This is a genomic window from Aurantimonas sp. DM33-3 (genome assembly GCF_014334315.1).
Taxonomy (GTDB): domain Bacteria; phylum Pseudomonadota; class Alphaproteobacteria; order Rhizobiales; family Rhizobiaceae; genus Aurantimonas; species Aurantimonas coralicida.
In genome coordinates, this window is the sequence record NZ_JACSGS010000002.1 from 392140 (window position 1) to 412807 (window position 20668).

Sequence of the window (20668 nt, forward strand, 5' to 3'; positions counted from 1 at the left end):
TATCGGGACCTGTTCCGCCGATCGTCAAAGACGAAACACGCGGCGGCGACGGAAGTTGCGACGTTCCCTCAATGCTGGGGCAATAGCCGGCAACATGGTTACCGCCGGGTTCACGGATTCGCACATGAGCGCGCATGCGCGGGGAACCGGACCGCGGGGTCCGGCGTTGCTGCCTGCCTTCTTACCCAGGAAACCTGATTCATGATCGACTCGCCCAGGCAGTCCGCCCCGCAAGTGCAGCAGCGCGCCGTGGTCCGCGAAGGGCGGCCCTTCCCTCTGGGCGCCACGTGGGATGGTCTCGGCGTCAACTTCGCCATCTTCTCGGCCAATGCTACCAAGGTCGAACTCTGCCTGTTCGACGACGACGGCGTCACCGAGCGCGAGCGGATCGAACTGCCCGAATATACCGACGAGGTCTGGCACGGCTATCTGCCGGAAGCGCGTCCGGGCACCGTCTACGGCTTCCGCGTCCACGGCCCCTACGAGCCCGAGGCCGGCCACCGCTTCAACGCCAACAAGCTGCTGATCGACCCCTATGCCAAGCAGCTGGTGGGCAATCTGGAATGGGGTCCGGAGCTGTTCGGCTACCAGCTCGACCATGCCGACAAGGATCTGTCCTTCAACGACCAGGACAGCGCGCATCTGATGCCCAAGTGCCGGGTCATCGATCCGGCCTTCACCTGGGGCTCTGCGACCCATCCCATGGTGCCGTGGGAGCGCACGATCACCTACGAGATGCATGTGAAGGGCTTCACCAAGCTCAACACCCGCATTCCCGAGGCCGAGCGCGGCACCTTCGCCGGTCTCGCCCATGCGCGCGTCGCCGAATATCTGCGGGCGCTCGGCGTCACCTCGGCCGAGCTCCTGCCGATCCATGCCTTCGTCGACGACAGCTACCTGATCGAGAAGGGGCTGAAGAACTACTGGGGCTATAACAGCCTCGCCTTCTTCGCCCCAGCGCCGCGCTACCTCCAGACGCCGTTCGTCAACGAATTCAAGGAGATGATCAACCAGTTCCACAATGCCGGCATCGAGGTGATCCTCGACGTGGTCTACAACCACACCGCCGAAGGCAACGAACTGGGCCCCACGCTCTCCCAGAAGGGCATCGACAACGCCAATTACTACCGGCTGCTGCCCGACCAGAAGCGCTACTACATCAACGACACCGGCACCGGTAACACGGTGAACCTGTCGCATCCGCGGGTGCTGCAGATGGTGGCGGATTCGCTGCGCTACTGGGTCAACGAAATGCGCGTCGACGGCTTCCGCTTCGACCTCGCCACGATCCTCGCCCGCGAGCCGCACGGCTTCGACGAGGGCGGCGGCTTCCTCGACGTGTGCCGCCAGGACCCGGTGCTGAGCCGCGTCAAGCTGATCGCCGAGCCGTGGGACATCGGCCCGGGCGGCTATCAGGTCGGCCAGTTCCCGCCGGGCTGGGCCGAGTGGAACGACAAGTTCCGCGACACGGTCCGCTCCTACTGGAAGGGCGACGACGGCGTGCTGCCGGAGTTCGCCCGCCGCATCTCGGGTTCGGGCGACCTGTTCAACAGCCGCGGCCGCAAGCCGTGGGCGAGCGTCAACTTCATCACCGCCCATGACGGCTTCAACCTGAACGACCTCGTCTCCTACAACGACAAGCACAACGAGGCGAATGGCGAGGACAACAACGACGGCCATTCCAACAACCATTCCTGGAACCACGGCGTCGAGGGTCCGACCGACGATCCGGAGATCCAGGAGCTGCGCGAGCGCCAGAAGCGCAACATGCTGGCGACGCTGCTCCTGTCCCAGGGCACGCCGATGATCCTGGCGGGCGACGAGTTCGGCCACACCCAGGACGGCAACAACAATTCCTACGCCCAGGACAACGAGATCAACTGGCTGGACTGGAACAACATCAGCAAGGACGGCCGGGCGCTGCAGGAGTTCACGCGCAAGCTGATCGCCGTGCGCCGCGCCTATCCGATCCTGCATCGCGGCCGCTTCCTCGTCGGCGAGTACAACGAGGAACTGGACGTCAAGGACGTGACCTGGCTGTCGCCCACCGGCGACGAGATGGCGCAGGAGCAGTGGGACGAGGAGGGTGCGAAATGCTTCGGCATGCTGCTCGACGGCCGTGCCCAGCCGACCGGCATCAAGAAGCGCGGCGACGACGCCACGCTGCTGATCATCACCAATTCCTACCACGACGTGGTGGAGTTCACACTGCCCGAGGTGCCGGAAGGCAAGCGCTGGGTCTGCCTGATCGACACCAACACGCCGGATCGCACCGACGTGCCGTCCTTCAAGTTCGGTGAGGTCTTCGAGGTGACCGGGCGCTCGCTGCTCGTCTTCGTCCTCAGCCAGGAAGACCGGCAGCCGAAGAACCTGCGCGAGGCGATCGGCGCCATCCTCGACATCAAGGAGCGGCCGCTGGACATCTCGCGGCCCTGACGGCGGCGCGGGCCACGGCTCGTCGCATCAATCCGGCTCGTTCGCGCCCTCCGGCGCGTGCGGGCCGGTGTCGTTCTTGGCGCCCTTTGCGGCGTTCGGATCGTAGGTGACGAAGAAGGTCCAGATCGCCCAGACCGCCGCGGCGGCGGTGACGATGCCCCAGAAGGACGCGGCGTGGAACCACTCCAGCGCCGACCAGCCGATCAGCGACGCGACCAGGCAGACCCGCACCCAGAGCGGGCGATAGAACGGGTGCGCGGCCTCGTTGCTGCTCATCATCCGGGTGAAGTCCTCATCGCCGCCGTATCGTGACAGGGAGGCCGGCAGAACCGGCCCCCGCGTCATCCACCATAGCCGAGCGCCGCCGGCAGGGCGAGGGTGAGCTGGGGAACGTAGGTTACCAGCAGCAGCACCACGACCAGCGGAATCAAGAACGGCACCAGCGCACGGGCGAGCTGCGTGACCGGCAGCTTGGCGACGTCCGCGACCACGAAGAGGCACAGCCCCACCGGTGGCGTGATCAGGCCGATCATCAGGTTCAGCACCATGACGACACCGAGATGCAGCGGGTCGATGCCGAGCAGCGTCGCCGATGGCAGCAGCACCGGGGCGAGCATGATGATCACAGGTGCGGAGGCCATGAAGCAGCCGAGAACGAATAGGATGAGGTTCACCAGCAGGAGGAAGACCCACGGTTCGGCGGAGAAGCCGATGATCGATTCGGCCAGATGGATCGGAACCTGCTCGGCGGTCAGGATCCAGCCGAGCAGTGCGCTGGCGGCGATGATGAACAGGACGTTGGCCGAGCTGCGCGCGGTCTCCATCACCAGTTCCGGCACGTCGCTCCAGCGCACGGTGCGATAGACGAACTTGCCGAGGATGAAGGCGTAGAGAACCGCGAAGGCGCCTGCCTCGGTCGGGGTGAAGACGCCGCCCAGAATGCCGCCGATGATGATCACCGGGGTCATCAGGGCGAGGAAGGCGTGGACGAAGGATGCGCCGAGTTCGCCGAAGCCGAAGGGCTGCGAGCGGCCATAGCCCCGCTTCATCGAATAGAACGCCACCATCACCATCAGCGCGGCGCCCATCAGGAGGCCGGGCACCAGTCCGGCCGCGAAGAGCCCGCCGATGGAGACGCCGGCGGTCAGGCCGTAGATGACGAAGGAGATGCTGGGCGGGATGATCGGCCCGATGGTCGAGGAGGCGGCGGTCAGGGCGGCGGCGAATTCGACATCGTAGCCGTCCTCCTTCATCGCCTTGATCTCGATCTTGCCGAGCCCGCCGGCGTCCGCCACGGCCGAGCCGGACATGCCGGCAAACAGCATGCTGGCGACGACGTTCACATGGCCGAGGCCGCCGGGCACGGCGCCGACGATCGCCTTGGCCAAGCGGAAGATGCGGTCGGTGATGCCGGCATGGTTCATCAGCTCGGCCGCCAGCATGAAGAACGGGATCGCCAGCAGCGGGAAGGAATCGATGCCGGTCGCCACGCGCTGGGCCGCGATCAGCGGGTCCATGCCCATGACCAGCACCACGTAGCCGAGGCCGACGACCACCATGACGGCGGCGATCGGCATGCCGGCCGCCAGCAGCAGGAAGAAGACGAGAAGATAGGTCATTACTGATCCCTCAGATCGCGGGATGCGGTCGGATCGTCGGGACGGACCTCGCCACGCAGGGCGTAGCGGGCATCATGGACCGCGTGGATCACAAGGTGCAGGACGAGAATGCCGACGCCGGCCGGCAGGCTGAGATAGATCGCCGAATAGGGGATCTTCAGTGCCGTCGAGGTCTGGTTGGCCGCCAGCCCCATCAGGCGGATGCCGAGCCAGGCGAGATAGGCGAAGCCGAGCGCCGCGATCAGCTGCATCAGCGCCGAGAGCGCAAGGCGCAGGCGCGGCGGGGCGAGGACGAGAAAGGCGTCGACCTTCATCAGGCGGCGCCCGGCGGCCAGATGCGCCGCCGTCATGAAGGTCACCCAGAACAGCGAGATCTGGGCGACCTCCTCGGTCCAGCCGAGGGAATAGCCAAAGAAATAGCGCGAGATGACCTGCAGCCAGGCCGACGAGACCATGGCGAGAAAGGCGAGGATGATGACGAACGCGACCAGCCGGTTGAGCAGGGCGAGCGCGCGCGCCGGGCCCGGCCGGTCGGCAGTGGACAGGGACATGGTTCGCCTCTCAAGCGGTCGCGGATATGTCTCAGACAAGCATTCGGCGGCGCGCGGCATGCCGGAGCCGCCGCGCGCCGCCGACAGGCATCACATGGATTTGGCGGCTTCGAACACGTCGTTGCCGATGACCTCGCGATAGGCCTCGTGGACCTCTTCGGCGCGTTCCTTGAAGCCCGAGACGTCCGGGTCCTCGACGATGGTCATGCCCTTTTCACGCAGCAGCGCGACATACTCGCCGCTGATCTTGCTCATCTTCTCGGCATGCCGGGTCTCGGCATCGGCTGCCGCGTCGACGATGACCTGACGGTGCTCCTCGCTGAGGCTGTCGAGGAAGCTCACGCTGGCATTCAGGAAGAGCCGCGTCTGCATGTGGTTGGTCAGGGACAGATTGCCGGCGACCTCGTAGATCTTCCAGTCATGCATGACCTCGATCGGGTTCTCCATGCCGTCGACCGTGCCGGTCTTCAGCGCCAGGAAGAATTCCGACGAGGACAGCGGCGTCGGCTGCACGCCGAAGGCCCGCCAAGTGTCCATGTAGATGTCGATGCGCGGCACCCGGATCTTCAGGCCCTGGATGTCGTCGACCGAATTCACCTCGGTCTCCTTGGTGGACAGGATGCGCGGGTTGCGGTTGAGGAAGGCGAGCGTGCGCACGCCGGCCTGTTCGGCCATGTCCTCGGTCCAGCCCTTGGCGGTGTCGCTGGCGAGGAACGCGTTGAGGTGGTCCTGGTCGCGCCAGAAGAAGGGCAGGTTGATGATCGACCATTTCGGGTAGAAGTTCGAGACGATCTCGCCGTTGAGGGCGAGCTGGGTCAGTCCGCCCTGGAGCTGCTCGAACACCTCGCGGTCCTTGCCGAGGGTGGAGTTCGGGAAGATCTTGACGGTGATCTCGCCGCCGGTCTCCTCCTTCACCTGCTCGGCGAACTCGACCAGCGTCTCGTGGCGCGGATCGTTGATCGGTGCGAGATGCGCCAGATTGATCTCGCGGGCATCAGCCTGCGCCGTCAGCGCACCGCCCAGAAGCAAGGCCATCGCGGCCGTCATCATCTTCATGGTCATCTCTCCTCCCTAGAGCCAGTGGACCGCACATGCGAAGAGCGGACCGGCACGATGGGTGCCGCTGGCCGCCTTCGCGCTCCTCGCGATCCGGCCGCACTATGCTCGCATGCCAGCGCATTCGTCAATGCATACGCTAGATTGTACGGAAAGAATGCGCAGTGACAGGCCGGGAGATCCGGCGCTGAGACATATTCACTTTGAGGTTCCGGAGGCGATTGGGCGAGCGCCATGATTGATCGGCGATCATCGCGTGATGTGTCCGTCGCTTACACCGAACGTATGGTGACGGACCGCCCCTCAGGCGCAGGCGGCGGCCTCCGCCATCGACGCCCGAGCGGCATCAACCGGTCGCTCAGTCGCGGTTCCGGATCCGCGAGAACGCACGCCCCAGCCAGGCGTTCTGCCGTTGGCGCAGGCGGCGATAGGCCGGCAGCTGGACCAGCACCATCAGGACAATGGCGAGGATCAGGATCAGGCTGACCGGACGGGTGAAGAAGCCGGTGACATCGCCCTGCCCCACCATCAGCGCGCGGCGCAGGTTGGTATCGGCCATTGGCCCGAGGATCACCCCGATGACCAGCGGCGCGATGGGATAATCCATCTCGGTCAGAAGGTAGGCGGCGAGCCCGACGAGCACCATCAGGTAGAGATTGAAGACGCTGAGGCCGAGCGCATAGGAGCCGAGGACACTGATCACGGCGACGACCGGCATGAACAGGGTCACCGGGATGCTCAGCACCCGCACCACCTGGCGGGCGAGGAAAATGCCGTTCAGCCACATGGCGAGCGAGGCCAGCACCATGATCGCGGCCAGTTCGGTCAGGAAGGTCGGACGCTCGATGGAGACCATCGGCCCCGGCGTCAGGCCGTGCAGCATCAGCGCGCCCAGCAGCATGACCGCCGGCGGGCTGCCGGGAATGCCGAGCGTCACCAGCGGGATCAGCGCACCGCCGATGCAGGCATTGTTGGCGGTTTCGGCGGAGATCAGGCCGACCGGCTCGCCCTTGCCGAACTCCTCCGGTGTCTTCGACATGCTCTTGGCGGTGCCGTAGGAGACCCAGCCGGCGATGTCCTCGCCGATGCCGGGCACCGCGCCGATGCCGACGCCGATCAGGCCGGACCGCACGATATGGCGGAGATTGCCGAAGATGGTGCGGAAATCGGGCAGCACCCGGCCGACTTTCTGGATCGGGCCGGCGACGTGGCGCTCCTGCAGCGACCGGATGATCTGCGGCACGGCGAAGGCGCCGATCAGCACCGGCACCACCTCGAGGCCGGAATCGAGCTCCGGCAGGCCGAAGGTGAAGCGCGGAAAGAACATCAGGAGGTCGCGCCCGACGGTCGACAGCGCAAGACCGATGAAACCGGCGATCCAGCCCTTCAGGACCAGGTCCGGGCTGGTCAGGGTGCCGGAAATCAGGATGCCGAACAGGGCCAGGACGAAGAATTCGTAGGAGGTGAACTGCAGCGCCAGTTCGACGATCAGCGGCGCCGAGACGACCAGCGCCAGCATGCCGATGACGGTGCCGATGAAGGAGGCGGTGGTGGTCAGCCCCAGCGCGCGGCCGCCATCGCCGCGCCGCGCCATCGGATAGCCGTCGAGGGCCGAGGCGGCGGAGGCGGCCGTGCCGGGAATGTTCATCAGGATGGCGGAATAGGAGCCGCCATAGACCGCGCCGACATACATGGACAGGAGCGCGATCAGCGCGACGTCGAGGTCGAAGCCGTAGGTCAGCGTCGCCAGGAGCCCGACGCCGAGGGTCGCCGTCAGACCGGGCAGCGCCCCGAAGACGATCCCCAGAAGGCTAGATCCGATGAGGAGCGCCCAGTTGGACGGGCTCGCCAGGAGCGTGCCGAGGGCCGTGAAGAACGAGCCGAAGGTGTCGAGGAGCCACATGGAGATCGCCTAGAAACTGGAGCGGAGCAGCGCCCGGACTTGGTCGCTCGCCACGATCGTCAGCCCCTCGTGGGGTAGCGGCACCAGGAGCCCGTATTTGAAGACGATGTCCAGGATCAGCGGCGCGAGCAGACTGAGGCCGACGCATTGCCTTGCATGGCGCGCGGCATCCTTCGGCATGCGGGTGGCGCGCAGAAGCGCGGCGCAGGCGGCTAGGACGGCCAGCCAGATCAGCGCGTCGACGATCAGCGCGGCAGGCGTCCGCACGCCGGTCTCCAGGCCGAGGAGCGCCGCTCCGCCGACTGCCAGGGACACGCCGAAGAACAGCGCCAGGATGAGCCGGGTCGCAGGGGCCGCGGTCAGGTGGAAGAGCGTCGTGAAAGCCAGGAGGAACAGCGCCGTTGCGGCGATGAAGTCGACCCGCGGCACGAGGGCGTAGACATAGAAGACGATGAGCGCGGCGATCAGCCAGAAGGTGGCGCTGCGCTCGGACAGGCGGCCGGGCGCCATCCGCCGCATCGACGCCAGCGCCGCGGCCGCCCCGCCGGCGCGCCGGGCGCGGGCCAGCAGCATCAGGCTCAAGACGATCAGGCCGGTGGCGACGATGAGCGGAAACAGCGCCGGTGACACGTACCAGGCGTTGCGCACGCCGGCGTAGCTGCCCTGTAGGGGGTAGGTCAGCGACCGAACCAGCATCGCCGTGGCGGCGGCCAGAATGGCGAGCCCGGCCCAGAAATCGGCGCGGGCGTCCTTCAGCGAGCGATCTCGATCCATGCCCTGCGGCACTCCTCACATTCCCGGAAAGGCCGGGGGCAAGCGGTCTGGCCGCATCGCCCCCGGTGATGGTCCTGTCGGGTCTGCCGGTTACGGGCGCGGAATCCCCAGCTTTTCCGGGCTGACCGTCGCCGCGCCGAGATCCTCGAGCGTCCAGGCGAACAGCGATTCCAGCCGGTTCATCTCGGCACTCGCCTCTTCGCCGGTGAGGCCGGACAGGGTGTAGTGATTGTCCGCCGCCCATTCGACGACCGCGTCGGTGGCCATGGCCGCATCGAAGGCGCTGACCAGCTTGGCCTTGACGTCGTCGGGCGTGTCGGCCCGCACGGCGAGGCCGATGGCCTGCTTGACCGGCAGCGTCTCGGTCAGGCCCGGATAGGCGTCGAAGGCCGACGGCACGGTGCCGATGTCGGGAAGCTCCGTGGCATCCGCCACCAGCATGGCGAGCGGCCGCAGACGCTTGGCCTGGATGAGCTGCTGCTGCTCGGCGAGCGAGGTGACGACCAACGTGACCTCGCCGGAAATTGCCGCATTCTGGGCCGGGGCCGAGCCGGTATAGGGAATGAAGTTGAACTCCGTCCCCGTTCCCTTCTGCAGGGCCAGGAGGTTCAGATGGTGGATCGAGCCGGCCGCACTGGCGCCGGCGCGAATGGTGCCGGGAGCCTCCTTGGCGGCGGCGATGAGCTCGTCGAGGGTCTGGTACGGGGCGTTCGCCGAGACCGAGATGATTTCCGGCGAGCCGCCGACGAGGAAGAAGTCCCAGACGTCCATGCGCTGGTCCCAGCCGCCCTGGATGCCGGCGGTGACAACGGATTCCGAAATGCCGGCCAGCGTGTAGCCGTCGGCGGGCTGCGAATGGACGTAGCTCATGCCGACCGAGCCGCCGACGCCGCCGGTGCGGTTGGAGACGTTGATATTGACGCCCAGCCCGTCCTGCATCTCCGCCGAAATCAGCCGGTTCAGCGTGTCGGTTCCGCCGCCGGCGGCCCAGACGACGACGTTGGAGATGTCGCGATCCGGGTAGTCCTGCGCCATTGCGGGCATTGCGAGGGCCCCGGCCAGCAGCGCTGCCGCGCCTGCAGTTTTCCAGTCAAGCATCTGATTTTCCTCCCATGAGACGTTCCACTCGGTATTCCTCCGACCTCCCAGTCGGAGCAATCTCGGCACATTGTATGCGCTTATGTATTAGTCTACTGATAAGGTACTGCTCTTTTATATCCTTGTCGAGGTCGCCTGATGCTCAGTCTTTCCGGGATCGCTTTTCACGGCCACGGGCTGAACCGTCCGGAATGCGTCCTTGCCCATGCGTCAGGGCTTTTGATCACCGCCGACTGGACCGGTGGCGGCGGCGTCTCGATCATCGAGCCGTCGGGGCGGGTCAGCCGGCATCTGGCGCAGAACCCGCCCCGGCCGCTGCGACCGAACGGCATCGCGCTGGAGCGCGGCGGCAGCCTGTTGTTGACCGAGCTCGGCGTCGACACCGGCGGCGTGTGGCGGCTTCACCCGGACGGCACGGTGGACCCGGTGCTGCTGGAGGTGGACGGCACGCCGCTGCCGCCGTCCAATTTCGTGCATCTGGATGCGGCCGGCCGCATGTGGGTGACGGTCAGCACGCGCATGAATCCGCGCCATCTGGCGGCGCGCGGCGACGTCGCCGACGGCTTCATCGTCCTCGTCGAGAACGGAGATGCGCGCATCGTCGCCGACGGGATCGGCTTCAGCAACGAATGCCTCGTCTCCCCCGACGGCCGCCATCTCTATATCAACGAGACCTTCACCCGGCGCCTCACCCGCTTCACCATCGTGGAGGGCAAACTGGAGGCGCGGCACGTGGTGGCGCAGTTCGGCCCCGGCACCTATCCCGATGGCATGACCTTCGACGCGGAAGGCTGTCTGTGGATCACCAGCATCGTCAGCAACCGGGTCATCCGGGTCAGCCCCGACGGCGACCAGACCCTGATGCTGGAAGACTGCGATGCCGGTCACGTCGCCTATGTCGAGGCGGCCTATGCGTCGAAGACCATCGAGCGCTCGCATCTCGACACGATGAAGAGCCAGAAGCTGCGGGCGATCTCCAGCCTCGCCTTCGGCGGGCCCGACCTTCGGACCGCCTATCTCGGCTGCCTGCAGGGCGAGGCGATCGCCAGTTTCGAGAGCCCGGTGGCCGGTCTTGCGCCGCTGCACTGGTCGCTGCCGATCGAGGCGCTGGAGCGGCGGATCGCCGACCTGCCGACCGTCGCCCCGAACCCGTCCTGATCCTGAACGCCGAGGAGCCCGAGACCCATGAGCACACTGCGCGTTGCGACCATCGGCGCCGGCTATTTCAGCCGTTTCCACCATGATGCCTGGTCGCGCATCGAGGACGCCACGCTGGTCGCAATCTGCGACCAGGATGCGGCAAGGGCGCAGGACTATGCCGAGCGCTTCGCCGTGCCCGCGGTCTATACCGATGTCGACGCGATGCTCGAGGCCGAGCGCCCCGATCTCGTCGACATCATCACGCCGCCGCACACCCATCTGGATCTGATCCGCAAGACAACGGCGCGCCGCATTCCGACGATCTGCCAGAAGGCCTTCTGCACCAGCGTCGCGGAAGCCGAAGAGGCGACGCGGATCGCCGCCGAGGCGGACACCATGCTGGTGGTGCACGAGAATTTCCGCTTCCAGCCCTGGCACCGCGAGATCCGCCGCCAGATCGAGGCCGGACGGATCGGCAGCGTCTACCAGGCCAGCTTCCGCCTGCGGCCCGGCGACGGGCAGGGGCCGCGGGCCTATCTCGATCGCCAGCCCTATTTCCAGAAGATGGAGCGCTTCCTCGTCCACGAGACGGCGATCCATTTCGTCGACACGTTCCGCTACCTCTTCGGCCCGGTCGAGGCGGTGATGGCACGGCTGGTGCACCTCAATCCGGCGATCGTCGGCGAGGATGCCGGCATCATCCTGTTCGAGTTCGCGAACGGCGCGCGGGCCATGCTGGACGGCAACAGGCTGGGCGACCATCAGGCCGACGACCGCCGCCTGACCATGGGCGAGATGCTGGTCGAGGGCTCGGACGGCACGATCCGGCTCGACGGCTACGGACGGCTGTTCTTCCGCGCCTTCGGCAGCAATGACGAGAGCGAGATCGCCTATGAGCGCAACATGGAGGGGTTCGGCGGCGACAGCGTTCTCGCCCTGCAGCGCCATGTGGTGGACCATCTCCTGCGCCAGACACCTGTCGTCAACGCGGCAGCGGACTATCTGGCCAATCTGCGGATCGAGGCGGCGATCTATGCCTCCGCCCGCGACGGAATGCTAAAGACGGTCCAAGATGATTCTCATGCGGAAGGTGCCTTGTGACAGTGGCAACAGAGACTGGAACGCCCGCTTCCGTCGCGGAGGAGCGGATCTCCTATGCCGAGCGTGCGTATCGTGAGATCCGCAGGCTGATCCTGAACAACGAGATGCCTGCCGGCACGCACGTCCTGGAAAAGGAACTGTCGGTTCTTCTGGAGATGAGCCGCACGCCGATCCACGAAGCCATGATCCGCCTCGCCGAGGAAGGCATGGTCGAGATCAAGCCGCGGCACGGCATGCGCGTCCTGCCGGTCTCGGCCGACGACATGCAGGAAATCTACCAGATCCTGACAGCGCTGGAGTCGGAGGCAGCCGAGGAGATCGCCCGCGAGGGCGTCGCCGACGAAGCGATGAAGGCCATGCGCCAGGCGGTGGACGACATGGATGCCGCGCTCAAGAGCGACGATCTCCTGGCCTGGGCGCAGTCCGACGATCATTTCCATCGCCTGTTGATGGAAAACTGCCCGAACCGGCGCCTGCGGGCACTGGTCTCGCAGTTCCTCGCCCAGTCGCACCGGGTCCGCATGCTCACCTTGCGCCTGCGCCCCAGGCCGGTGGGGTCGAACGAGGACCACGAAGCGCTGCTCGATGCGATCGAGCGCCGGGACGCCGATGCTGCCCGGCAGATCCACCGCGAACATCGCTTCCGCAACGGCCGCATGCTGGTCGGCCTGCTGCGCGACTACGGCCTGACCCAGCTCTAGCCGCCAAGGAACGACGCACGGACCAGCGGCTGACCGTTCGAAGAGAATGGGCGTGGCTTGCCCCCTCGCCCGCCACGCCCCGTCGCAGCCGGGCGATCAGCCCGACGCGCCAGCCAGAAGCGTGAGCTCGGTCACGCGCTTGCCCGTCACCATGTCCCGCGACGCCGCGTCGAAGGTCTGGAAATGCGACGAGGCCAGATGGGCGTCGAACGCTGAGCGATCGTCATAGACTTCGTAGAGGACGATCCCGTAGGCGTCGCCGGGCCGGGCGCAGACGTCGAAGACACGGCAGCCGGGCTCGTCCAACAGCGAGCGGCGGGCGTTCTCGACGATCAGCTTTTCGAAGGCCGGACCGGACCCGGCGGCAACCGCGAATTCCACGAGAATGACGTAGGGCGCAGCGGCGGCCGCTTTGGCTTCGCTCATTTGGCAGCCTCGATTTCAGCGATGACCGCGCGGGTGATGTCCGCGGTGCCGTTGCTGCCGCCGAACTCGAAGGGCCGGATGCGCTCGGCATAGGCCTTGTCGATCGCCGCCTCCAGGATCAGCGACGCATCGGTCAGCGCGTCCAGCTTGTGGCGGGCGCCCAGCCAGTCAAGCATCATCGCGGTCGACAGCAGCATGGCGGTCGGATTGGCCTTGCCGGTGCCCACGATGTCCGGCGCACTGCCATGGCTCGGCTGGAACAGCGCATGCTCGTCGCCGATCTCGGCGCAGGGCGCCAGCCCCATGCCGCCGACGAGGCCGCCGCCGAGGTCGGAGATGATGTCGCCGAACATGTTCTCCATGACCATGACGTCGAAGTCCCAGGGCTTGCGGATCAGGTCCAGCGCCGTCGCGTCGACATAGGCGGAATCGGCGTCCACGCCAGGGAAGTTCACCGCCCGCTCGTGGAAGATCTTGCGGAAGAAGGCCATGGCGACGAAGACGTTCGACTTGTCGACGCAGGTAACGCGGCCGGTCTTGCCGCGCAGCCGCTGGCGCCGCTCCGCGAGGCGGAAGGAGAAGTCGAACAGCATCTCGGAGGTCGACCGCGTGATGACCATGGTCTCGCGGGCGACCTTGTCGTCCTCGACCGTGCCCTTGCCGCGGGAATAGAACAGCCCCTCGGTGGATTCGCGAATGATGACGAGGTCGATGTCCTTGGCGCGCGGATCGGCCAGCGGGCTCGGCGTGTTGGGCAGATGGCGGACCGGGCGGACGCCGGCATAGAGGCCGAATTCCCGGCGCATCTCCAGATGCGGGGCGATCTCGGTGCCGTCCGGATAGCGGATGTCGGGAAGGCCCATGGCGCCGAACAGGATCGCGTCGCAGGACCTCGTCGCGTCGGCGGCCTCATCGGTCAGGGCGATGCCGGTTTCCTTGTAATATGCCGCGCCGCCCGGATGCTGGTGGCGCGCCAGACGGAAGCCGCAACGTGCCTCCAGAGCGTCCAGAACCGCCAGACCGCTGTCCATCACCTCGACCCCGATCCCGTCACCGGGAAGGACCACGATCTCCAGATCACTCATTCGGACACTCCTGTCGCCACTCAATCCTCGCGATCAGGCCTAGCCCCATTCAATGAATGCGTCAATGCATGCATTATTGTAGCGGTCGCGAATCTCGAGCTTGGCGCGCCTGTCGATCGCGCCTGATTGCGTTTGGTTAGCCGGATTCAGCAACGCCCCGAAGCTGTTGGGTCGGGACGCATGCCTGCGGGCAACAGGTGGGAAGGCACGTGAACGGCAAGCCGCCGGGACCACTCCACAGCAGCGCTTGGGCGCCCACGAGGCAAATCGCAAATGAAGGAGGCAGCTGCCGGGCCGTGCTGCACGGGGGCTGCCCGATGGTCCGCCGGCGCTACGAGGAGCGCCGGCGGGCCTTGATCTGTTACTCCGCGGCCTCCCGGCTGGTCGCGGGCGCGACGATGCGGGCGGCGCAGTATTTGAACTCCGGGATCTTGCCGAAGGGATCGAGCATCGGGTTGGTCAGCATGTTGGCCGGGCTCTCGTTGAAGCAGAACGGCATGAAAACCATGCCGTCGGCGACCTCCCGGTCGGCCCGCAGGATGGCCTCGACCGTGCCGCGCCGCGTCTCGATCGCGATCATCTCGCCCTGTTGCAGGCCCCTGCGACCGATCTCGCGCGGGTTCATTGAGGCGATGCCCTGGGGCTCGATGGCGTCCAGCACCCCGGCCCGGCGGGTCATGGCGCCGGTGTGCCAGTGTTCGAGTAGCCGGCCCGTGGTCAGCACGAGCGGATAGTCCGCGTCGGGCACCTCGTCCGGCGGCAGCAGATCGGCCGGCACGATGCGGCCGCGGCCGTCGGCGGTCGGGAAGCTGGTCGAGAAGATGATCTCGTTGCCCGGCTGGTCGGGACCGTCGGCCGGGTAGATGACCGATTCCTCCCGTTCGACGCGCTCCCAGGAGATATGCTTCAGCGACGGCATCACCGCCGCCATCTCCGTATAGACCTCCGAGACATGGCCGTAATTCCAGTCGAGGCCGATGCGGCGGGCAAGGTCGATGATGATATCGAGATCCTGCCGGGCCTCGCCCGGCAGGTCGAGCGCCGGCCGGCCGATCTGCACCTGCCGGTTGGTGTTGGTGAAGGTGCCGAGCTTTTCCGCATGGACCGAGGCCGGCAGCACCACGTCGGCATGCCAGGCGGTCTCCGTGAGGAAGATGTCCTGCACCACCAGATGCTCGAGCTTGGCCAGCGCGCCGCGGGCATGAGCCTGGTCGGGATCCGACATGGCCGGATTCTCGCCCATGACGTACATGCCCTTGATGACGTCGTCATGGATCGCGTCGATGATCTCGACGACGGTCAACCCGGTCTTGGGGTCGAGCGTCTGGCCCCAGAAATTCTCGTAGGTCCCCCGGATGTCGGGATTCTCGACGGATTTGTAGTCGGGATAATACATCGGGATCAGCCCGGCATCCGACGCACCCTGGACGTTGTTCTGACCGCGCAGCGGATGCAGGCCGGTGCCCGGGCGGCCGATCTGGCCGGTGATCAGCGCCAGCGCGATCAGGCAGCGGGAATTGTCCGTCCCGTGGGTGTGCTGAGAAATGCCCATGCCCCAGAAGATGATCGAGCGTTCGGCCTTGGCATAGGTGCGGGCGACGTCCCGCAGCGTCTCGGCCGGCACCCGGCAGATGTCGGCCATGGCCTCGGGCGAGAAGTCCTTCACCTTCTCCTTCAGCGCCTCGAAGCCGGCGACATTGGCCTGGATATACTGCTCGTCATAGAGCTGTTCCTCGATGATCACGTGGAGCAGCGCGTTCAGCATGGCGACGTCGGTGCCGGGCTTGAACTTCAGCGAGTGGGTCGCGTGGCGCATCAGGTCCTGGCCGCGCGGGTCCATGACGATGAGCTGCTTGCCCAGCTTGGCGGCCTGCTTGAAATAGGTCGCGGCGACCGGGTGGTTGGTCGTCGGGCGGGCGCCGATGACGATGATGCACTCGGCCTTCATGGCGTCGTTGAATGGCGCCGAGACCGCACCGGAGCCGACACCCTCCATGAGCGCGGCCACCGACGAGGCGTGGCAGAGCCGCGTGCAATGGTCGATGTTGTTGGTGCCGAAACCCTGCCGGATCAGCTTCTGGAAGAGATAGGCCTCCTCGTTCGATCCCTTGGCCGAGCCGAAGCCGGCCAGCGCCTGGCCGCCATGGGCTGCCATGATCGATGTCAGCCCGCCGGCAGCGCGCTCCATCGCCTCTTCCCAGGTCGCCTCGCGAAAGACGGTCAGCGGATCGACGTTGCGCATGTCGATGTCACCGGCCTTCGGCGCATCGTCGCGGCGGATCAGCGGCCTGGTCAGGCGTTCGGGCGACATGGCGTAGTCGAATCCGAAGCGGCCCTTCACGCACAGCCGGTTCTCGTTGGCATAGCCGTCGCGGCCGTCGACCTGGACGATGCGGTTGTCCTTGACCGCGACCTTGGTCTGGCAGCCGACGCCGCAGAACGGGCAGACGCTGTCGACGACCTTGTCGAAGTCCTGGATCGCGCGGACGGTGCGTGTCTCGTCCATCAGCGACTTCTCGTACAATGCACCGGTCGGGCAGGCCTGGACGCATTCGCCGCAGGTCACGCAGGTCGACAGGCCCATCGGGTCGTGGATGTCGAAGACCGGCACGGAGCGGTTGCCGCGCTCGGCCATGCCGATGACGTCGTTGACCTGCACCTCGCGGCAGGCGCGCACGCAGGCGCCGCAGGTGATGCAGGCGTCCATGTTGACGGCGATGGCCGGATTGGTGACGTCGAACTCGGCCGTGGCGTGCCCATCGGCGAATTTCGACGGATAGCGGTCGCTGCCGGCCACCCCCATGGAGGACGCCCAGTCCCAGAACATCGACTGATTGTCCGGGCTTTCCTCGGGCGGCCGCATGTTGCTCGCCAGAAGCTCGACCACCATCTGGCGCGACTTTACTGCGCGCTCGGTGGCGGTACGCACCACCATGCCCTCGGCGGGCTTGCGGATGCAGGAGGCGGCCAGCACCCGTTCGCCGTCGATCTCCACCATGCAGGCGCGGCAATTGCCGTCCGGCCGGTAGCCCGGCATGTCGACATGGCACAGATGCGGGATGCGCGTGCCTTCGCGCTTGGCCACTTCCCAGATGGTCTCGCCGGCATCCGCGGCGACGGACTTGCCGTCGAGTTCGAAGGTGATCTTGCTCGTCATCGCGACAGCTCCTCGCGGAAATGCGTCAGAAGATGATTCACGGGATTGGGCGCCGCCTGGCCGAGACCGCAGATCGAGGCGTCGCGCAGGACGGTCTCCAGATCGCGGATCGCCGTTTCGTCGATCGGCTCCCGGGACTCGAGCAGCGACACCAGCTTGCCGGTGCCCTCGCGGCAGGGCGTGCACTGGCCGCAGCTCTCATGCTCGAAAAAGCGCAGAAGGTTGAGCGTGGCCTCGCGGATATCGTCCTTGTTGGAGAACACCACCACGGCATGGGAGCCGACGAAGGCGCCGTGGCGGGCGAGCTCGCCGCCGAAATCCAGCGGAATGTCGCCAAGCGCCGCGGGCAGGACGCCGCCCGAGGCGCCGCCGGGCAGATAGGCCTTGAACGCATGGCCCTCGGCCATGCCGCCGCAATGCTCCTCGATCAGTTCGCGCACGGTGATGCCGGCCGGGGCGAGCTTGACGCCCGGCTCGCGCACGCGGCCGGAGACCGACCAGGAGCGCAGCCCCGGAAAGCCCGGCTTGCCGAGGCCGGTGAACCATTCGGGCCCGTTGTCGACGATGTCGCGGATCCACCACAGGGTCTCGACATTGTGGTTCAGCGTCGGGCGGCCGAACAGGCCGACTTCGGCGATGTAGGGCGGGCGGTGCCGCGGCAGGCCGCGCTTGCCCTCGATGCTCTCCAGCATCGCGCTTTCCTCGCCGCAGATATAGGCGCCGGCGCCGCGGCGCAGCTCGATGAAGCCCGGCGTGATCAGGCCGCCGGCTTCCAGCGCGGCGATCTCGGTGCGCAGGATGTGCAGCACGGCCGGATATTCGTCGCGCATGTAGAAGTAGATGCGCTCGGCCTCGACCGCATGGGCGGCGACGAGAGCGCCTTCCAGCGTGCGGTGCGGGTCGCGCTCCAGGTGGTAGCGGTCCTTGAAGGTGCCGGGCTCGCCCTCGTCGCCATTGATGGTCATCAGGCGCGGCCCCGGATAGGAGCGCACGAAGCCCCATTTCTTGCCGGCCGGGAAGCCTGCGCCGCCGAGCCCGCGCAGGCCCGCGGACTGCATGGTCTCGATCAGCGTGTCGACGGCGAGCGACCCGTCGCGGATCTTCGACAAGAGCTTGTAGCCGCCGGCGGCGAGATAATCGGCCAGATTGGTGTAGTCGGGCACGCGGACGGTGGTCTCGCCGGCAGCGGCCAGGGCGGCCAGCCCCTCGGCGCTGGCGTGATCGACTTCGCGGTCGCCGATGCGGGCGGCCGGCGCGGTCGCGCAGCGGCCCATGCAGGGTGCGCGCACGACGCGGATGGCGGCCGGATCGACGCCTGCCGACACTTCACCGATCAGCGCTTCGGCGCCGGCCAGCGCACAGCTGATCGAATCGCAGATCCGGATGGTCAGTGGCGCCGGCTTCTCCTCGCCTTCGCGTACTACGTCGAAATGGTCGTAGAAGGACGCCACCTCGTAGACTTCCGCCTGGGACAGCCGCATCTCCTCGGCCAGGGCGCGCAGATGGGCCGCGCTCAGGCAGCCGAAGCGATCCTGGATCAGATGCAGATATTCAATGAGTAGGTCCCGTCGCCGCTCCCGTTCACCGAGGAGCTCCCGTATGTCCGACCACGCCGTCTCGTCGAGTTCCCGTCCCTTGGGCCCACGATCCCGTGGCCGAAGCTCCCGCACCGCCATTCTTCCTCCTTCACGGTGCCCACCATGAACCTCAATGCCGCATAACGCCTTGAGGCAAAAGACCGTACCAAAAAATATCCCGACATGGCGACCGCAACGGCGCCCCGAACCGGCGATTTTCGTACTTGTAGCTTACGGAACGATGCGTCAGCCTGACGAGGGGAGAGGGAGATGCGGGCAGACCGGTTTCGCGTGCGCGGCATCGGTCTGCATTCGCGCGGGCTCCAGCGGCTGCGTTGTGGCCCCACCGGTTGCAAGGGAGGGACGCCGATGAAGATCGAGCGCATCGACACCTATGTTCTCAAGGTCTCCAGCCGCGAGAACGCGTTCTATTCGTCGCAGGATTATTTCGCCGAGCGCACCAGCCTGCTGGTGCGGATCACCTGCGACGACGGGACGACGGGCTGGGGCGAAGGCGGCCAGTACGGCCCGCCCGAGCCGCCGGCCAGTTGCATCCGGGACGTCATCGGCCCGCGGCTGATCGGACGCTATCCGGCCGCGCCGACGGCGATCTTCGAGGAGTTCTACGCCCGCACCCGGGATTTCGGCCAGAAAGGCGCCTATGTCGAGGCTCTGAGCGCCATCGACATCGCCCTGTGGGACATCTTCGGCAAGATGGTCGGCCAGCCGGTCCACGCGCTTCTCGGCGGCGCCATCCGCCAGCGCGTGCGGGCCTACGGGACCGGCTGCTACTACCCGCCGGACTATGCCGACCGCCCGGTGATGCTGGAGAAACTGCGCGAAGAGGTGCTGCGCATCCGCGCCACCGGCGTCGCCGCCGTCAAGATGAAGATCGGTCTCCTGCCGATCCGCGACGACATCGAGCGCATGCGCCTCGTGCGCGAGACCCTCGGCGACGACGTCGAGATCATGGCCGATGCCAACCACGCCTATAACTACGCCTCCGCCGTGCGGATCGGGCGGGTCATGGAAGAGCTGGATTTCCGCTGGTTCGAGGAGCCGGTGGTGCCGGAGGACCGCGAGGGCTATCGCCGCCTGCGCGAGACGCTGGACGTGCCGATCGCCGGCGGCGAGGCCGAATTCACCCGCTTCGGCTTTCGCGACCTCATCGGCGGCGGCTGCATCGACATCGCCCAGCCGGATATCTGCGCGGCCGGCGGCTTCACCGAATGGAAGAACATCCTGGCGCTGGCGACGAGCCACAACATCATGGTGGTGCCGCATGTCTGGGGATCGGGCGTGGCCGTCGCCGCCGCCTTGCAGGCGCTGGCGATCGTGCCCCATGCGCCCTACACGGCGCGTCCGGTGCCGCTGCAGAACGAGACGATGATCGAGTTCGACCGCACCTACAATCCGCTGCGCGACGACATCCTGACGGAGACATTCGTGCTCGAGAACGAGTGCCTGGCGATCCCCACCGGCCCCGGCCTCGGTGTCACGGTCGACGCGGACGCCGTGCGCCGGCACTGCGTGCGGCACGAGACGATCGGCGCCGGCGACTGACGGCTATCAGCGACCGTCGCCAGCGCCGGCATCCAGCGATGCCTCAGGGGCAGACGCCCCGGGCACGCACATAGCGGGCGGAGACCCAGCCGGACGGAGAGGCCGGGCCCCATAACGGGTCCTCGCAGTCCCCTTCCATGCAGGTCACGTGGTACCAGTTGCCGCGCCGGTCGTAGACCGACAGGAGATCGCCGGCATAGACCTCGCCGATCTGCCGCGCGGCGGAGGACGGCCCGCGCCGCACCGCCAGAAATCCTGCGCCGGTCCGGTGGTCGTAGGAGGAGATCGGGCGCACGCCGCTCACCCGTCCGGTGCAGTCGCCGGCGAGCGCTTGGGGCGCGGTGCCAAGCCCCGCAGCGACGAGAACCGCCGCTGCGATCCCAGATGTCAGTCGCGTCATCCGATCATCCTTTCGAAGCGCCCGTCGGGGGCAGGTGCCGTACCCATCCTGCCGAAGACGGCGGCCGGCCCCTTGATCCGG

The 20668-nt window shown here is 66.8% G+C and carries 17 protein-coding genes; 5 read left to right on the forward strand and 12 right to left on the reverse strand.

Features of this window, described 5'->3' with window-relative positions; translation table 11 throughout:
- Positions 1-201 precede the first annotated feature (201 nt).
- Positions 202-2436, forward strand: a complete 2235-nt coding sequence (glgX, locus tag H9Q09_RS04600) for a glycogen debranching protein GlgX (RefSeq protein ID WP_024350721.1) — start codon at positions 202-204, stop codon at positions 2434-2436.
- A 27-nt stretch (positions 2437-2463) separates the two neighbouring features.
- On the opposite strand, the gene H9Q09_RS04605 is transcribed toward glgX, so the two are convergent.
- From H9Q09_RS04605 to H9Q09_RS04635, 7 genes are all read right to left on the reverse strand, one after another.
- Positions 2464-2715, reverse strand: a complete 252-nt coding sequence (locus tag H9Q09_RS04605) for a DUF3329 domain-containing protein (protein WP_187390057.1) — start codon at positions 2713-2715, stop codon at positions 2464-2466.
- A 62-nt stretch (positions 2716-2777) separates the two neighbouring features.
- Positions 2778-4055, reverse strand: coding sequence for a TRAP transporter large permease (locus tag H9Q09_RS04610; RefSeq protein ID WP_187390058.1), 1278 nt, complete (start codon positions 4053-4055; stop codon positions 2778-2780).
- Entirely contained in the window at positions 4055-4606 is a 552-nt protein-coding gene (locus H9Q09_RS04615; protein WP_024350724.1) for a TRAP transporter small permease, read from the reverse strand. The genes H9Q09_RS04610 and H9Q09_RS04615 overlap by 1 nt, the downstream gene beginning before the upstream one ends.
- 90 nt (positions 4607-4696) lie before the next feature.
- Positions 4697-5662: a TRAP transporter substrate-binding protein gene (locus tag H9Q09_RS04620; RefSeq protein WP_187390059.1), complete on the reverse strand. Its 966-nt coding sequence runs from the start codon at positions 5660-5662 to the stop codon at positions 4697-4699.
- Positions 5663-6020: 358 nt separating this feature from the next.
- The gene (locus H9Q09_RS04625; protein WP_187390060.1) at positions 6021-7565 is read right to left on the reverse strand and encodes a tripartite tricarboxylate transporter permease; all 1545 of its coding nucleotides are present in this window, start codon (positions 7563-7565) and stop codon (positions 6021-6023) included.
- A gap of 9 nt (positions 7566-7574) precedes the next feature.
- On the reverse strand, positions 7575-8339 hold the full coding sequence (locus H9Q09_RS04630; protein ID WP_187390061.1) for a hypothetical protein: 765 nt from the start codon (positions 8337-8339) through the stop codon (positions 7575-7577).
- 90 nt (positions 8340-8429) lie between these two features.
- Positions 8430-9437, reverse strand: coding sequence for a tripartite tricarboxylate transporter substrate binding protein (locus tag H9Q09_RS04635; RefSeq protein WP_024350728.1), 1008 nt, complete (start codon positions 9435-9437; stop codon positions 8430-8432).
- Between the two features lie 138 nt (positions 9438-9575).
- Between H9Q09_RS04635 and H9Q09_RS04640 the strand changes: the two genes are divergently transcribed.
- The 3 genes from H9Q09_RS04640 to H9Q09_RS22745 are packed head-to-tail and all read left to right on the forward strand — an operon-like array spanning position 9576 to position 12379.
- Positions 9576-10595, forward strand: coding sequence for an SMP-30/gluconolactonase/LRE family protein (locus tag H9Q09_RS04640; protein WP_187390062.1), 1020 nt, complete (start codon positions 9576-9578; stop codon positions 10593-10595).
- A 27-nt stretch (positions 10596-10622) separates the two neighbouring features.
- Positions 10623-11678 carry a Gfo/Idh/MocA family oxidoreductase gene (locus tag H9Q09_RS04645; protein WP_187390063.1) on the forward strand — a complete coding sequence of 352 codons (1056 nt, stop codon included), beginning with the start codon at positions 10623-10625 and terminating at the stop codon, positions 11676-11678.
- Complete coding sequence (locus H9Q09_RS22745; RefSeq protein ID WP_348646275.1) at positions 11675-12379, forward strand: GntR family transcriptional regulator; 705 nt, start codon at positions 11675-11677, stop codon at positions 12377-12379. The genes H9Q09_RS04645 and H9Q09_RS22745 overlap by 4 nt, the downstream gene beginning before the upstream one ends.
- Before the next feature lie 96 nt (positions 12380-12475).
- Here the strand turns inward: H9Q09_RS22745 and H9Q09_RS04655 are convergent, their stop codons facing one another.
- From H9Q09_RS04655 to H9Q09_RS04670, 4 genes are all read right to left on the reverse strand, one after another.
- Positions 12476-12805, reverse strand: a complete 330-nt coding sequence (locus tag H9Q09_RS04655; RefSeq protein ID WP_187390064.1) for a putative quinol monooxygenase — start codon at positions 12803-12805, stop codon at positions 12476-12478.
- Positions 12802-13890 carry an isocitrate/isopropylmalate family dehydrogenase gene (locus H9Q09_RS04660; protein WP_187390065.1) on the reverse strand — a complete coding sequence of 363 codons (1089 nt, stop codon included), beginning with the start codon at positions 13888-13890 and terminating at the stop codon, positions 12802-12804. The genes H9Q09_RS04655 and H9Q09_RS04660 overlap by 4 nt, the downstream gene beginning before the upstream one ends.
- A 361-nt stretch (positions 13891-14251) precedes the next feature.
- Positions 14252-17047 carry a formate dehydrogenase subunit alpha gene (fdhF, locus tag H9Q09_RS04665; protein ID WP_187390066.1) on the reverse strand — a complete coding sequence of 932 codons (2796 nt, stop codon included), beginning with the start codon at positions 17045-17047 and terminating at the stop codon, positions 14252-14254.
- Positions 17044-18723 carry an NADH-ubiquinone oxidoreductase-F iron-sulfur binding region domain-containing protein gene (locus tag H9Q09_RS04670; protein WP_187390067.1) on the reverse strand — a complete coding sequence of 560 codons (1680 nt, stop codon included), beginning with the start codon at positions 18721-18723 and terminating at the stop codon, positions 17044-17046. Before H9Q09_RS04670 ends, fdhF begins: the two co-directional genes overlap by 4 nt.
- A 270-nt stretch (positions 18724-18993) precedes the next feature.
- On the opposite strand from H9Q09_RS04670, the gene H9Q09_RS04675 reads away from it, so the two are divergent.
- On the forward strand, positions 18994-20187 hold the full coding sequence (locus tag H9Q09_RS04675) for a mandelate racemase/muconate lactonizing enzyme family protein (protein ID WP_187390068.1): 1194 nt from the start codon (positions 18994-18996) through the stop codon (positions 20185-20187).
- Between the two features lie 43 nt (positions 20188-20230).
- Here the strand turns inward: H9Q09_RS04675 and H9Q09_RS04680 are convergent, their stop codons facing one another.
- Positions 20231-20587 carry an SH3 domain-containing protein gene (locus H9Q09_RS04680; RefSeq protein WP_187390069.1) on the reverse strand — a complete coding sequence of 119 codons (357 nt, stop codon included), beginning with the start codon at positions 20585-20587 and terminating at the stop codon, positions 20231-20233.
- Between the last annotated feature and the right edge of the window lie 81 nt (positions 20588-20668).